The organism is Vibrio sp. R10-SF1-ISO8, assembly GCF_059833805.1.
This window is the reverse complement of record NZ_JCBDHL010000015.1, coordinates 145,142-160,339: the sequence shown is the minus strand read 5'-3', so window position 1 is coordinate 160,339 and position 15,198 is coordinate 145,142. Positions and strand designations below refer to the sequence as shown.

General features: G+C 45.5%; 11 protein-coding genes. 6 read left to right on the top strand and 5 right to left on the bottom strand.

What is annotated here, in order from left to right:
- Positions 1-57: 57 nt before the first annotated feature.
- From argR to AC6R00_RS11665, 5 genes are all read left to right on the top strand, one after another.
- Positions 58-528, top strand: a complete 471-nt coding sequence (gene argR / locus AC6R00_RS11685) for a transcriptional regulator ArgR (protein ID WP_500640517.1) — start codon at positions 58-60, stop codon at positions 526-528.
- A 331-nt stretch (positions 529-859) separates the two neighbouring features.
- Positions 860-1,828 (top strand): TAXI family TRAP transporter solute-binding subunit, encoded by a 969-nt coding sequence (locus AC6R00_RS11680; RefSeq protein WP_171324963.1) that lies wholly within the window; start codon positions 860-862, stop codon positions 1,826-1,828.
- A gap of 224 nt (positions 1,829-2,052) precedes the next feature.
- A complete protein-coding gene (locus tag AC6R00_RS11675; protein ID WP_239853042.1) occupies positions 2,053-4,632 on the top strand; it encodes a TRAP transporter permease in 2,580 nt (859 codons plus the stop codon).
- Positions 4,633-4,733: 101 nt separating this feature from the next.
- Positions 4,734-5,174 (top strand): universal stress protein, encoded by a 441-nt coding sequence (locus tag AC6R00_RS11670; protein WP_004747240.1) that lies wholly within the window; start codon positions 4,734-4,736, stop codon positions 5,172-5,174.
- Between the two features lie 142 nt (positions 5,175-5,316).
- Positions 5,317-5,709 carry a DUF2061 domain-containing protein gene (locus tag AC6R00_RS11665; RefSeq protein WP_500640516.1) on the top strand — a complete coding sequence of 131 codons (393 nt, stop codon included), beginning with the start codon at positions 5,317-5,319 and terminating at the stop codon, positions 5,707-5,709.
- Here the strand turns inward: AC6R00_RS11665 and AC6R00_RS11660 are convergent.
- Together AC6R00_RS11660 and rraB are read right to left on the bottom strand one after the other, a co-directional pair.
- Complete coding sequence (locus tag AC6R00_RS11660) at positions 5,706-6,509, bottom strand: glycosyl hydrolase 2 galactose-binding domain-containing protein (protein ID WP_500640515.1); 804 nt, start codon at positions 6,507-6,509, stop codon at positions 5,706-5,708. The two genes, AC6R00_RS11665 and AC6R00_RS11660, sit on opposite strands and share 4 nt — an antisense overlap.
- Positions 6,510-6,648: 139 nt before the next feature.
- Positions 6,649-7,059, bottom strand: a complete 411-nt coding sequence (gene rraB / locus AC6R00_RS11655) for a ribonuclease E inhibitor RraB (RefSeq protein ID WP_004747235.1) — start codon at positions 7,057-7,059, stop codon at positions 6,649-6,651.
- 557 nt (positions 7,060-7,616) lie between these two features.
- On the opposite strand from rraB, the gene arcA reads away from it, so the two are divergent.
- Entirely contained in the window at positions 7,617-8,837 is a 1,221-nt protein-coding gene (gene arcA / locus AC6R00_RS11650) for an arginine deiminase (RefSeq protein ID WP_171324952.1), read from the top strand.
- A 194-nt stretch (positions 8,838-9,031) separates the two neighbouring features.
- Here the strand turns inward: arcA and tldD are convergent, their stop codons facing one another.
- From tldD to AC6R00_RS11635, 3 genes are read right to left on the bottom strand one after another with little or no spacing between them, the layout of a single operon-like run.
- Entirely contained in the window at positions 9,032-10,477 is a 1,446-nt protein-coding gene (gene tldD / locus AC6R00_RS11645) for a metalloprotease TldD (RefSeq protein ID WP_500640514.1), read from the bottom strand.
- A 9-nt stretch (positions 10,478-10,486) separates the two neighbouring features.
- Positions 10,487-11,305 carry a carbon-nitrogen hydrolase family protein gene (locus AC6R00_RS11640; RefSeq protein WP_500640513.1) on the bottom strand — a complete coding sequence of 273 codons (819 nt, stop codon included), beginning with the start codon at positions 11,303-11,305 and terminating at the stop codon, positions 10,487-10,489.
- Positions 11,306-11,317: 12 nt separating this feature from the next.
- On the bottom strand, positions 11,318-15,193 hold the full coding sequence (locus AC6R00_RS11635; protein WP_500640512.1) for a YhdP family protein: 3,876 nt from the start codon (positions 15,191-15,193) through the stop codon (positions 11,318-11,320).
- Positions 15,194-15,198 lie beyond the last annotated feature (5 nt).

Here is a 15,198-nt window from a genome sequence, read left to right as displayed (position 1 = left end):
ATAGCTATGCGAGAATATTCACTTGCTTTTTATAAAAACCAACATAGAAAGAGAACCATGCGCCATTCTGAAAAACAAGATAACCTCGTTCGTGCTTTCAAAGCCCTGCTAAAAGAAGAACGTTTTGGCTCCCAAGGCGACATTGTGGAAGCTCTTAAAAACGAAGGGTTTGAGAACATCAACCAATCGAAAGTATCACGTATGCTGACCAAGTTCGGTGCAGTACGTACTCGCAACGCAAAAATGGAGATGGTTTACTGTCTTCCTGCTGAGCTAGGCGTACCAACTGTTTCGAGCTCACTTCGTGAACTTGTTTTAGACATCGACCACAACAAAGCATTAGTCGTGATTCATACCGGCCCGGGTGCCGCGCAGTTAATTGCACGCCTACTTGACTCATTGGGTAAAGCCGAAGGTATTCTAGGTGTGGTTGCCGGTGACGATACCATCTTCATCACCCCAACTCTGTCGATCACCACCGAGCAGCTATTTGCCTCAGTTTGTGACCTATTTGAGTACACAGGTTAGTTTCATATAAAACGGCAGAATACAAATCACGCCGCCAAATTCGCGGCGTGATTGAGATCACATCTTAAAAAAATCATACCTTAGTTAACCACTCAATATAAGCCAATGATTTTAAAGAACTTTAACCTGGAAATATTCCAGATACATCAGGTTAATATTCAGGCATATTGTCTATATTCTTTAACATCCGTGTAATTATGTGCCAATTTTTTGCTATTATTCAGCCACTTTTTCAACATACGGATTGAAAAAGATGCCGTTTCCAGTAATAGGAAACGCCCAAAGCAACTACACTTGCTAGGGGTTAATAATGAATAAGGAAGGGAAATTCATGGCATTGAACAAACTTATTAAAGTTGGTGCGATTGCAGCTGCTGTAATGGGCGCTGGCGCAGTTAACGCTCAAGAATTCATCACTATTGGTACTGGTTCTGTAACTGGTGTTTACTACCCAACTGGTGGTGCAATTTGTAAGCTAGTTAACAAAGGCCGTAAAGAACACAATATTCGTTGTTCTGTAGAGTCGACTGGTGGTTCGATCTACAACGTGAACACTATCCGTGCAGGTGAACTAGACTTCGGTATCGTTCAGTCTGACTGGCAGTACCACGGTTACAACGGTACAAGTAAGTTTGCTGAGCAAGGCCCGTACAAAGAGCTACGTGCAATGTTCTCTCTACACACAGAACCGTTCAACATCATCGCGCGCAGCGACGCTGGTATTGAAAACGTTTCTGACCTAAAAGGTAAACGTGTAAACATCGGCAACCCAGGTTCTGGTGACCGCGCAACAATGGGCGTTGTGATGGAAGCTATGGGTTGGACGAACGACGACTTCAAACTGGCTTCTGAGCTGAAAGGTTCTGAGCGTTCACAAGCACTTTGTGACAACAAGATTGATGCGTTTGTTTACGTAGTTGGCCATCCGAATGGATCTATCAAAGAAGCAACAACTTCATGTGACGCTAAACTAGTTTCAGCAACTGGTGCGAAGATCGATGAAATCGTTGCAAACAACCCTTACTACGCATACAGCACAGTACCTGCGGGCATGTACCGTGGTACAGACAAAGACGTAAACAGCTTTGGTGTTGCTGCAACTATGGTAACAACGACAGACGTATCTGATGAAGTTGCTTACAACGTTGCTAAATCTGTATTTGAAAACTTCGATACGTTCAAGCGCCTACACCCAGCGTTTGCAAACTTGAAGAAAGAAGACATGGTGAAAGCTGGTCTTTCTATCCCTCTACACCCAGGTGCAGAGAAGTACTACAAAGAGATCGGTCTACTTAAGTAAACTCTCTTTACCAAGGAGGCGATAGCCTCCTTGGTTCGTAGTTGCAGCGACTAAGCCGTTGCGTTCAAATTTTGAGTTTCACACTCTTGAAACTCACCCTCGTTTTATACCTAAGAAAATCACACAACTGAGCAATATTTCATCTTTTCACTACACTGAAAGATGCTAAATAAAGGTTCTCATAATCATAAATATACGGACCATTTATAATAAGGATTAAGTACATGTCGAAGACAACAGCTCCGTCTCAAGATGTGCAAGAAATGGTAGCTCAATCCGATACAGGTGCACGTGCCCCGCAAGGGCTTTCTGGTCGCATCTTATGGTTTGTGCCGCTATGTTGGTCACTGTTCCAACTTTGGTACGCATCCCCTCTGCCGTTCATTTTTAATTTTGGCGTACTCAACGATACTGAAGCGCGTTCAATTCACCTGATGTTTGCGGTATTCCTAGCGTTTACAGCTTACCCAGCGATGAAAAACTCTCCACGAGATCGCATTCCAGCTATAGATTGGTTGCTTGCCTTGGCAGGTAGTTTTTCTGCTGCTTATATCTATATTTTCTATACCGAGCTAGCGGGTCGTTCTGGCGCCCCAACGACGCTCGATATTGTTGTTGCCGTGATAGGCATGGTGTTACTCCTTGAAGCGACACGTCGTGCGCTCGGTCCACCGCTAATGGTAGTCGCAGCGGTCTTCTTGCTGTACACCTTTGGCGGCCCATACATGCCAGACGTTATTGCTCACAAAGGCGCGAGCCTTAACAAAGCAATGTCTCACCTATGGCTAACTACCGAAGGTGTCTTCGGTGTTGCGCTAGGTGTATCCACTTCATTTGTTTTCTTATTTGTTTTGTTCGGCGCTATGCTAGAGCGTGCTGGTGCGGGTGCTTATTTTATTAAAGTCGCTTTCTCGTTACTTGGTCATATGAAAGGCGGCCCTGCCAAAGCTGCCGTTGTCGCTTCTGGTCTATCAGGGTTAGTGTCTGGCTCTTCAATCGCTAACGTTGTGACGACGGGTACTTTCACTATTCCCCTAATGAAACGAGTTGGTTTCCCAGGAACGAAAGCAGGTGCAGTAGAAGTTGCCGCTTCAACCAACGGTCAGCTAACGCCACCTATCATGGGCGCGGCTGCTTTCCTAATGGTGGAATATGTCGGTATCTCGTATGTAGAGGTAATTAAGGCTGCGATTCTTCCAGCTCTAATCTCGTACATCGCTCTGATCTACATTGTCCACTTGGAAGCGTGTAAAGCGGGTATGACTGGTCTTCCTCGTCGTCATAACCCAACCCTGCTTGCTAGCTTACTTTCATTTACCGGCACTATTCTTGGCTTGTGTGTGATCAGTGCCGTGGTTTACTACGGTGTCGGCTGGACTAAAGACGTATTCGGTGACGCAGCTACTCCAATTGTGACTGTCGCCTTGCTGTTAGCTTATGTTGGCCTAGTCAATATCTCTGCTAGGTACGCCAAAGAGGGCGCAATTGAAATTGATGCAGAATTGACTGAAGTGCCAGATCCAGGTCCAACGATTAAGTCGGGTTTACACTACCTACTGCCAATTGTGGTTCTCGTTTGGTGTTTGACAGTAGAGCGTTTCTCTCCTGGCCTATCTGCTTTCTGGGCAACGGTATTCATGATCTTTATCTTGATCACTCAACGCCCTCTAATGGCAGTAATGTCAAAGCAAGGCTCTATTGCCGAGCAAACCAAAGAAGGCTTTGTTGATCTGCTAGAAAGCCTTGTCTCAGGCGCACGCAACATGATCGGTATCGGTGTCGCGACAGCGGCTGCAGGTACGGTTGTGGGTGTCGTGACACTAACGGGTATTGGCTTGGTGATGACGGACTTCGTCGAGTTCATCTCCGGCGGTAACATCATTCTAATGCTTCTGTTTACAGCCGTGATCAGCCTAATTTTGGGCATGGGTCTACCTACGACAGCGAACTATATTGTTGTATCGACTCTGATGGCTCCGGTTATTGTCACCTTAGGCGCGCAAAGTGGTTTGATCATCCCGCTCATTGCCGTCCACCTATTCGTGTTCTACTTCGGTATCCTAGCTGATGACACGCCGCCGGTAGGTCTTGCTGCCTTTGCCGCTGCAGCAATTGCTAAGTCAGATCCGATCAGAACTGGTATTCAAGGTTTCACCTACGATATTCGAACCGCGATCTTGCCATTCATGTTCATCTTCAATACTCAGCTATTGTTGATGGGTATCGATTCATGGTGGCATTTGTTGCTCACGATCATATCTTCCGTGATTGCAATGCTGATATTCTCTGCTGCAACGCAAGGTTGGTGGTTTACCAAGAACAAATGGTGGGAAACAGTTCTACTGCTTGCGTTGACCTTTACCTTCTTCCGTCCAGGGTTCTGGTGGGATCAAATCTACCCTGCCAAAGTACTTTACCCGGGAACCGAGATCGCACAGATCACAGAAGGACTCAAAGTTGGTGAAGAGATTGAGCTGCTTGTTGCCGGTGAAAACCTAGAAGGTGACTACATCTCTAAAACGGTTCGTCTGCCGTTTGAAGATAAAGCAACAACAGCCGAAGAGCGTATTTCTTCGATGGGTCTAATGCTCAACAATGCCAATGGCCGTATGTTGGTCGACATGGTTGAGTTTGGTAGCCCTGCCGAGTCAGCAGGTGTTGATTTTGACTGGGAAATTCGCTCAGTAGTTGTAGAAGCGGATCGACCAATGAAAGAGTGGGTATTTGTCCCGGCTCTACTCATCTTAATTGGCCTTGGTCTCAACCAGAAACGACGAGCTCGAAAGGAACAGATGAGCGCGTAACTTAGTCAGCCCCGCATGGTATGTGGGGCTACACTTAAACTAAGGATGCATTAACATCGCCTGTTGTCAGTAGTAACAGGTGACGAAATAGAGAAATTACAATGTATAAGCAAATTCTTGTTCCAGTCGACCTCAATGACAAAGGTTTCTCAGATAAAGCGGTCGAGTTAGCCGTTTGGCATGCTAAGCACTCCAATGCTGAAGTACACTTACTTAATGTGCTGCCTGGCATTCATATGTCGATGGTCGCAACCTATTTCCCAAAAGACGCGGCGCTAAAAATGAAAGCCGATGTCGAAAGTCAATTGAAAGACTTTGCGGTTAAGCATATCGATGAAGATGTAGTGTATAAAGTCCATGTAGCGGAAGGTAAACCTTACTCGACCATTTTAGACTTCGCTGAAAAGCTGGGGGCAGATCTGATTGTGATGCCTAGCCATAAGCGTTCTAAGATTGATAAAGTCGTACTTGGTTCGGTTGCCAGTAAAGTGGTACAGAATTCACCGATTAATGTCTTAGTCGTCAAGCCACAAGGCTCATAAAATAAATACTTAGTAAAAAGGCGCTCGATGAGCGCCTTTTTAATAGGTATTGACTATTAATTGTATTGAAACAAGCCATTTCACTTATTAAGAATAATTCTCAATAATAACCCTATCGCAAGACATTACACGGGTTATCAAGATGAAGAAAACAATCACATTCGCAGCCATTCATTTTACGATTGCATTTACAGTCGCCTACCTACTGACTGGTGATATTCTGATTGGTAGCCTTATCGCTATGATTGAACCATCAGTCAACACGGTCGCGTTCTACATTCATGAGCGCGTCTGGTCAAAGAGCAAGTTACTGTCCAATTTATCTCGCTCTGCAAAAATCAAAACCACTAGCTTTGCCGTTGTTCACTTCAGCGTTGCATTTGGGGTGGTTTATATGATGACTGGCGATGCATTTGTTGGTGGCATCATGGCAGCCATCGAGCCTTCAATTAATACCGTTGCCTACTATTTTCACGAAAAGGTTTGGCTACGCAGTCAGCAGGATACTCAGCACTGGGGCTGTGCTCACGCTTAAAGCGGATAGTGAGATACACACATGTCTTTACTCAACCCAATGTGAAAACGTTGGGTTTGCCCATCGAGAGTCACCTCAAGTAAGTACAAATCTTCGAGCTTAGGGTTTTCGTTATCGGCATAGATAGGTGCTTCAATCTGAAACAGTGCACTCGTATGGTTATCCCGAACATCAATGGGTAGATGATAGGTCATTCCATTAAACTTAACCGATGCGGAAACCAAGCCAGGAGAGTAAGTCTTGTAGTGCAAATCAACCAAGAACTCACAACCACCGCCGTGATGCCAAATTTGCTCAGTGGTCACGTGCTCAAGGCGAACATTGCGAATAAACTGAAGTCGTGGAGTATGCCAGATACCCAGTCTTTCATCATGCTTGCGATATTCAGGCGTGCCTAGCTGACAAAGTTCTTGGCTCTCTTCTTCACCGAGTAACCAATCTTCATCTTCCTGCAGAAAGAGAACTTCAAAACGATTTCGCCCCATCTGCAGATATGGGCGGATATCTTTCTTATATTCAGATTGAGTCTGATCGCAATCGAATACCGCAACACCGTTAATACGAACTTCAGCATGATAATCGACACCAGACATGATCAGATCAACGGATGGAAAAGCCAGCATGGCTTCATCAACCTCAATGTCATGCATTAGATGCCATTCTTGTGCAACAATTTCAGATTCAGATAAGGAATCAGGCAGTACCTGACTTAAAGGGGCAGGAAAAGTAATATCATCTTGAGGGATAGATAAATCGGTCAAAGGTGACACTTGCCAAAGGCCTGCGAGAGAGAGTTCCATAGAGCTAAATCTTGTCCTAGATCAAAGTTGCCTGATTATAATGCTAACTCGATAGGAAAAGATATAAGTCGCATGAGACTAAACAAAAATACCAGCCGATTGGCTGGTATTTAGAAATTCGCTTTAAGAAGAAGCTTACTTACTCTTCATCATCTTCTTCTGGGTATAGGGCGTCTTCACCTTCATAGTATGTACCCCAGCCGTCATAAATAATGTCGAACTTTTCCGCAAGGTGAACAAGCTTTTCTACTTGAGCATCGATTGCTTCAGGGTTTAATGCAGACTCCATCGTTGCATCACAGCAAAGCAGCTTCTTGCCATCTTCATCTTCTGTCTCTTCTGCTTCAAGTACTTCGAAGCCCATCTTGAATGCTTCAACAACAGCTTTCTCTAGCGTGTTGAAGTCTTCAGCGAACAGATGGTGCTCAATTTCGTATAGCGCATCTGGATCACTGCCGTCTTCTAATAAGGCTTGGATGATTTCGCGAGTCTCTTCCTTTTGAATCTCAATTAACTCTTCAACAGACAGATATTCATCTTCGTGAGACATATTTTGTGCTCCAGATAGTGACAAAGTTGATCATAATTTACCGCGACGAAATATCGCATGGATCCAGAGAAATTACTACCCAGAATATGTCTTGAACCTGATCTTTCTGCATCACTTCAACCGTGATCAAATAAGATCCATCTCACAACAAGAGAAATTAACAAATTTTTATCATAACGAGGATTCAGAGTTTTCTCTCAGTTCTTAATACCACCACAAAAGTACAATTCACTGCGTTTTTATATCAGCCCACTGCATAGACTCGATGATAGGTGAAATGCATAAATAGGTAGCAATAATCCTTATCAACTCCCAATTGTGCATAGCTATGCTCTGGTTCACAAAAAACGAGCACTCTTTTTAGCCATTAAGAATCGCATAGCAACGCATATCATTGAACCGAACAGTTAAGTTATAAAATAGCACCAAAACTCAAAATTTAGGGGTATTTCACTACAATAACACATAAAAGCAGCAAACCAATCTGTATTAGCCGCTTGCATCTTTATAACAAACTTGTCATAAATACGCTCTGGAACTAATTGTAAGGATACAAAATGAGTAAGTTGTATGTAGGCTCAGAAGTTGGTCAACTTAGACGTGTACTATTAAATCGTCCAGAGCGAGCACTCACCCACTTAACCCCATCGAACTGTCATGAACTTTTGTTTGACGATGTGTTAGCGGTTGAAGCTGCGGGTGAAGAGCACGACAAGTTTGCCGAAACCTTACGTAGCCAAGACGTCGAAGTTCTGTTACTTCACGACCTACTTGTTGAAACTCTTGCTGTTGATGAAGCAAAGACTTGGCTCCTTAACACCCAGATTTCAGATTTCCGTTACGGCCCGACCTTTGCCAAAGACCTACGCCATTATCTGTCTGAAATGGACAACGAGCATCTAGCAACCGTATTGCTTGGCGGTTTGGCGTATTCAGAGCTGCCGATTCAATCATCGTCAATGCTGCCACGTATGCATCGTCCATTAGATTTCGTGATTGAACCTCTTCCTAACCACCTCTTTACCCGCGACACGTCTTGTTGGGTATATGGTGGTGTGTCACTCAACCCAATGATGAAACCTGCACGTCAACGTGAAACTAATCACTTACGCGCTATCTACCGTTGGCACCCAGTATTTGCAGGCCAAGATTTCATTAAGTACTTCGGTGATGAAGACCTGCACTACGACAACGCCAATATTGAGGGCGGTGACGTACTAGTTATCGGTAAAGGAGCTGTTCTTGTCGGTATGTCAGAGCGTACCACTGCGCAAGGGGTTGAGAACCTAGCAGCTAGTCTGTTTAAACATGGTCAAGCTAAGCAAGTGATCGCTATTGAACTGCCTAAGCACCGTTCATGCATGCACTTGGACACCGTTATGACCCATATGGATATTGATACCTTCTCCGTCTATCCAGAGATCATGCGTAAAGACCTCAACACTTGGCGCCTGACTCCGAAGGACGATGGTGATATGAAAGTTGAGAAAGTGCCAAGCTTCATCCATGCGATAGAAGAAGCATTGGGCTTGGATTACCTTAAGATCATTACCACAGGTGGCGACAGCTACGAAGCTGAGCGTGAACAATGGAATGACGCCAACAATGTATTAACCGTGAAACCAGGCGTTGTGATTGGTTATGAACGTAATGTCTACACCAATGAAAAGTATGATCAAGCAGGCATCAAGGTCCTTACCATTCCAGGTAATGAACTAGGCCGCGGCCGCGGTGGCGCTCGTTGTATGAGTTGTCCGATTGAAAGAGATGGGATTTAAGCGAGAAGCGAGAAGCGAGAAGCGAGAAGCGAGAAGCGAGAAGCGAGAAGCGAGAAAAATTAAAGGGTTGGCGCATGGCGTCAACCCTTCTTTTTATGGCCAATTAAGCTTTCCAGCAACTTTCGACCACTCATCCACAAAGACTTCTCGAAGGACAGAGTCCGTTCTCGGAGCGAAAGCGTTCCCTTCCTCTCCTACTCCGTACCACCTACAGTGATGGAGTCGAGCTTGAGCGTTGGCTGACCAACACCGACAGGGACACTTTGGCCTGCTTTACCACACACGCCGACACCGCGGTCGATGCTAAGGTCATTACCGACCATAGAGACTTGCTGCATTGCTTCTATACCAGAACCAATCAGTGTCGCACCTTTTACTGGGCGAGTGATCTTACCGTCTTCAATTAAATAAGCTTCAGAGGCTGAGAACACAAACTTACCTGAAGTAATATCAACCTGACCACCACCAAAGTTAGGCGCATACAGGCCTTTCTTAACCGTTGAGATAATCTCTTCTGGTGTATGCTGACCTGGCAACATGTAGGTGTTAGTCATACGAGGCATAGGTAAATGTGCGTAAGACTCACGGCGACCATTACCCGTTGGGTTGACACCCATTAAACGGGCATTGAGCTTGTCCTGCATGTAACCTTTGAGTACACCATTTTCAATCAAGGTGTTGTATTGACCATTGACGCCTTCATCATCAACGTTTAACGAACCACGCAGATCTTTCAATGTACCATCATCAACAATAGTACAGAGCTCAGACGTTACTTTCTCGCCGACCTTTCCACTAAATACCGAAGACTCTTTACGGTTAAAGTCACCTTCAAGACCGTGACCGACGGCTTCATGCAGTAATACTCCCGGCCAACCAGAGCCGAGAACCACTGGCATCATGCCAGCAGGTGCAGCATCCGCTTCCAAATTGACTAGTGCCATACGGATCGCTTCGTCTGCGTAGTGATAAGCGACCTTGGCACCCTCTTCTTCAGTGAGGAAGAAGTCGTAACCAAATCGACCACCGCCACCAGAACTACCACGTTCACGGCGGTCACCTTTTTGAGCAAGCACGCTAATCGACAAGCGCACAAGTGGGCGCACATCGCCAGCATAAGTGCCATCAGTTGCCGCGACAAGCATTTGCTCATGCACACCACTTAAGCTGATGGAGACTTCTTTAATCAATGGTTCTTTGGTACGAATATACGCATCAAGCTCTTTAAGCAGTTTTGTCTTCTGCTCTTTTTCCCAACTCTCTAGTGGGTTAGCCGCAGCATAGTAGCTTTGATTGTCGCTACGCTTAAACGCCTGTACTTGACCGTTTTGACCTTGTTGAGCAATACCGCGAGCGGCAACAGCGCTTTGGGTCAAACCTTCAAGTTGGATTTGGTCTGAATAGGCAAAACCGGTTTTCTCTCCAGTGACAGCACGAACGCCCACACCGCGATCAATGTTGAAAGAGCCATCTTTGATAATGCTATCTTCTAGCACGAGAGATTCATGCCAGCTCGACTGAAAGTAGATATCTGCGTAATCAATTTGGCGAGTTGCAATACTCGCTAGCGTATCAGCAATATCTTGTTCACTAAGTCCGGCTGGCTTTAGCAACGCATCTTCTACATGATTTATTGTCATACTTTGCTCTTAATTTTGTAACTGGTTGCTGAATCGAGCATGCTGACCCACTGGCATCGCAGCTCTCAATTCTTGTACTTGGCTGAGGTCGATTTCGACCAATAAATTACTTGCTTGATCGGCAAGACTCGCGATCACTTCTCCCCATGGAGAAATAACCATAGAATGCCCCCACGTTTCTCTGCCGCAGGGATGAGTCCCGACTTGGTTAACGGCTATCAGCCAAGATTGAGTTTCAATCGCACGGGCCCGGAGTAAGGTTTCCCAATGTGCCTTGCCCGTCACCGCTGTAAAAGCGGCAGGTACGAGAATCACGTTTGCCCCTAAGCGAGCTAACTCACTATACAAACTTGGAAAACGTACATCATAGCAGATACTCAAGCCAATATGGGCGAATGGTGCAGGATAAGAAACCACGCTCGAGCCCGGAGTAAAGGTTTCTGACTCTCGATAGCGTTTGTGACTATCAGCTACATCAACATCAAACATATGCAGCTTGTCATACTCAGCCACTAACTTGCCTTCGGGCGAATAAAGCAAGCTGGTTGTCGTAACGCCTTGTTCTCGTTGAATAGGCATACTGCCAATGACCAACCAAACCGTATTCTCTCGCGCAATCTCAGATAGTGCAGCTTGCAAATCACCGTCACCTATCGGCTCAGCATTTTGGTGATAGTCCTGACGATTGCCGAACACTAAAGCGTTTTCAGGCGTAACAACAAACTTTGCTCCCTGCTTAGCCAAGCTTGCCACTTGTTGACGAATATAGGCCAAATTCTCACTCGGATTTGGCCCAGAGGTCATTTGAATTATTCCCACTCGTTCCATGAGCCTTATTCCTTACTTAGTCGATTCGCGTAAAGATTCCGGGAGTTTAAACTCCCCTTTACTGCGTGAGAGTTCTTTAACCACAGGTGAATCAAGCGGCCCTTTCACTTCATAATTAACCTGAGTAAAGACTTCAACCACTGGAGAGATCACGGTAGTAATCGCTAAGACATACAGCGCAGTTTGCGGGGTAACCGCAAAGGCGGTTAATACCGGAATACCCGAGGTAATATCTGGTGTAAACTTCACTTCCGCATCCACGGTGCGAGAGTTAAGGTTAGCTAGCCCTTTGATATTCATCTCACCAGCAACCGCATCCATCTTGATATCGTTAGTTAAGAAAATACCATTACGGATTGAGCCACTACCTGTAATTGAATTGAACGCCATCCCTTTATCAAATACGTCACTGAAATCGAGCTGCATCTTACGGATAATCGAATCTAGGCTAAATATCCCAAGCAAACGCGCAGCACCGCTGACATCAGAAATCATCCCCTTACCTAGCTTAGTCGACACTTCACCATTAAGCGTATCTACCTTGCCAGACCATGGAGATCCATCCCATTCAAGCTGAGTACTGATTTCAAACGGCGCACGCTGAATACCTGATGTAATACCGAAGCGTTCCATTACATCACTGTTATTTTCACCGGACATTTCAACATCGAATTTGGTGTGGCTTTCGGTTTCACTCATCCGCCACCAGCCTTTTATATCGACTTTGTTTGCACCGCTCTCAAATGTCAGTTTCTTCCATTCCAACTTCTCGCCCTGACGTTGTAAATCAAGATGAGTTTTGCCGACTTTGTATCCTTGTAGCCAAAAGTCATTGATCGCTAAAGTGATATTTGGAATCTGCTCATGGAAAGTCCGTTCAAAATGACTGATCAGAGGCGCGTCGTTGTTTTCTGGCTCAAACATGCCCTTGTCTTTGTATTCCTTATCTAATGCAGGAATGTAGACGTGTAAACGTTCTAAAGAGACCGAGAGATCATACGGCTCAATATAGCTGGCTTCACCTTTTGCTTCTTGACTATCTAAGTTCATGTACCAGCCAAGCCCCTTCCGCTTGGCACTAAAATCGACATCGTTCCAGTCAATTGTACCTAGCGTGAGCTCTTTAGCATCAAGGTCAACTCGGGTTGGCAATGGAATCTGTGGCGTGTTCATCTGCGCAACAAGGGCTTCAGAAGGTCCTTCTTCAACGGCGAAACGCTCGAGCCACTTATCCAAATCGAGCTCATCGACCACCACTTTAGCTTGATGACCGGCTACTGGGCTGATCTTAAAGCTACCTTTACCTAACAATAGGTAAGTATCGGTTAGAACAGGCACATCAGGTCGAATATCTATTTCGGTTTGATATTTAAAGTTCGGCAGCTGTACTCGAGCAGTAATACTTTCCTGGTTACCGGATGCTTCAAGGCGAGCCTTACCAGAGACTCCAGCAGCTTTATTTAGTGGTGCAGGAAAATCACTCGCAAGAAACTTAAGATCCGCTTCAGTATTGATCTGATAGGTGAACCCAACATCGTTGAGCTGAATATCCACATCCATACTCCAAGGAGCGTGGCCATTCAAAGGTTCAAGCCACTGCTTACCTAAATATGGAATCAAAGGTTCAACTTCCCAATCGCCAACAACATCAATCGCGACACCATAACCTTGATTGATATTTTCGCCTTGGAAGTCAATCGATACCGGCTGGTTAAGCAGTCCAGCGGACAAACCCGCGGCACTGACAACGTCATTGTCAAATTCCACTCGACCCGAGACTTTCTCTAGTGTCATTGGCGGAGCATCAATAGTGACATGGTTGTCTTTCAGATCCGCGTACCCCCAAGCTCTCGCTTCCTTATCTTCGCTAAATGGAATATTAAGCTGGAAGCTAGACTCTACTCGCCCGTCGACTTGCACTGCCGTCAGAGCAGCACCAACAGAATCAACCAAAGGAGAGGCTGTCATGTAGTCACGTACCGCATTACCTTGTGCGACTGCCTGCGCTTCAATTTCAATATGCCCGCCTTCCGCTAACTCTGGAATTCGACCAGTAATGCGCTTAGCTTTAACATCCATTAAGGTAGCACTGCGTGAGTCGAGGTGCATGGCATCATTCTGGAACAGCAGGTCTAGCTGCAGATCGGTAATAGGTGGCCAAGCTGTATCAAAGCTAAACTTGGCTTGCTTTAAGCCCACCCACGCTTGGAACATACCGTCGTTATTGTGGTAAGGAAAATCGCCTAACTCGCCATACCAAAGCAGTTTGGCCGTATTCACCTTACCACCTTGAATAGCAGTACTTAGGTAGTCGGTTAGATCACGGCCGAGCGCCAAAGTTGGTAAGTAACGCCAAGTTTCAGCGGCATTATATAAATCGGCTTCTGCGTAAAAGGATAAAAATGGGCTTTGGTCTTTAGGGAAGTCTAACTTAAAAGCGCCCAAGACTTGCAAGTCGGGAGTCGCTGCGGTGACTTTATCTGCCCACAAGCTCCAACCTGATTCACTATTTTGCCAAACAATATCTACTTGGCCTTGCTTGATATTGAGTGGCGCTTGGAAGACATCACCATAAGGAAGCACGTCGTCAATTAAAGTGACTTTAGCTTTCGCTTGTTGCAGATCACCAGACACAGACGCCGATAAATGATTTAGACCCGGTAGAAGTTCCCATTGAGTCATAGAGGCATGGGAAAGCTCTGCCGAGTATTGCAAGCTATCTAACTCAGAGCCCATAGACACTCTGATATCTTCAATCAAACCACCGATAGATAGCGATTTAAGGAAGTCAGTCGTTTCCTTGGAATTTGGGGCCAGCTTTACTAAAGGCGTAATCGCTGCAATGTCGAGTTGTGAGACATTCAAACGCCACTCATCAGGTTGCCAGTCAAAGGCGATATCGAGTGCTGGCCATTTAGTCTCATCCGTTGTGAAGCTTAGTGAGTGAGCATTTACTTGCCAGCCATCGTTATAAGGCTCTAACTCAACAACCCCCGAATCTAACCACAACTCGTGCTGTTGTCCTTCCTGCCAACTTAGCTCTGAAGAATCAAACTCCAAGTAGGCGCTGGTAGGTTGGCTATGCTTTAACGTTAACCAGCTACTGAAGCTGATTTGGCCTTTATCGATACCCGATTCAGTTTTTATAAATTTGGTCAGCCACGGCGTAATCAGAACGTTTTGCACCGAGAGATAAAACTCACCGCTCACTTCTTTCAACGAGCCGTGATCAATGAAATTCGCTTTTACTTGCGCCGAATTCAAGTTGCTATGGGCAAGACTGACTTCACCATCTGCAAGGTGATGACGACCATTGTTTTGCCAACGTAACTTTTTAATATCGAGTTCGCGGTTAGTGCCATCAATACCTAAGAAATGTATTCTCGACTCTGCTAAAGAGAAACCATCAAGCTGACGCAGTAACAGTTGGTCAAGCTGCTGCATTACATCCTTCTGTTCGCCCTGAGGCTGCAACTTAGGGGTTTCATCACTGCCAGTATTTATCCACTCAACCGACGAGATATCTAGATTGAGTTGATAGATATTGAGATCTGCTACGACGGGCTGTTGTTGCAGTAAAGATTGAATAAGGTCGAGTTCAACTTCAACTTTATCGGCCGAAAAATGAATACCACTGCTTGCAGGCGTCTTGGCTTTTACCTGTTGCAGTGACAGTGAGGGGTGTGTATTGCGCCAAAAGCCCTTAATTTCAGCAACCTCAAATTCAAGCCCTGTACCTTGGTTTATCCAGCTTTGGATTTGAGGCTGAAAGTGGTTGAGTTGAGGTAGCGCAATACGCATCGCCGTTACCGCTATGGCCAGAATGACCAAAGCTGTAACGGTAAGCCAAAGTAGTAATCGAATAAGCCGAGTCGCTGTTGAAATCACAAACA

Excerpts from the sequence above, each read along its gene's own strand:
- argR (WP_500640517.1), top strand. The coding sequence starts at position 58 with ATGCGCCATTCTGAAAAACAAGATAACCTCGTTCGTGCTTTCAAAGCC.
- AC6R00_RS11680 (WP_171324963.1), top strand. The coding sequence starts at position 860 with ATGGCATTGAACAAACTTATTAAAGTTGGTGCGATTGCAGCTGCTGTA.
- AC6R00_RS11675 (WP_239853042.1), top strand. The coding sequence starts at position 2,053 with ATGTCGAAGACAACAGCTCCGTCTCAAGATGTGCAAGAAATGGTAGCT.
- AC6R00_RS11670 (WP_004747240.1), top strand. The coding sequence starts at position 4,734 with ATGTATAAGCAAATTCTTGTTCCAGTCGACCTCAATGACAAAGGTTTC.
- AC6R00_RS11665 (WP_500640516.1), top strand. The coding sequence starts at position 5,317 with ATGAAGAAAACAATCACATTCGCAGCCATTCATTTTACGATTGCATTT.
- AC6R00_RS11660 (WP_500640515.1), bottom strand. The coding sequence starts at position 6,509 with ATGGAACTCTCTCTCGCAGGCCTTTGGCAAGTGTCACCTTTGACCGAT.
- rraB (WP_004747235.1), bottom strand. The coding sequence starts at position 7,059 with ATGTCTCACGAAGATGAATATCTGTCTGTTGAAGAGTTAATTGAGATT.
- arcA (WP_171324952.1), top strand. The coding sequence starts at position 7,617 with ATGAGTAAGTTGTATGTAGGCTCAGAAGTTGGTCAACTTAGACGTGTA.
- tldD (WP_500640514.1), bottom strand. The coding sequence starts at position 10,477 with ATGACAATAAATCATGTAGAAGATGCGTTGCTAAAGCCAGCCGGACTT.
- AC6R00_RS11640 (WP_500640513.1), bottom strand. The coding sequence starts at position 11,305 with ATGGAACGAGTGGGAATAATTCAAATGACCTCTGGGCCAAATCCGAGT.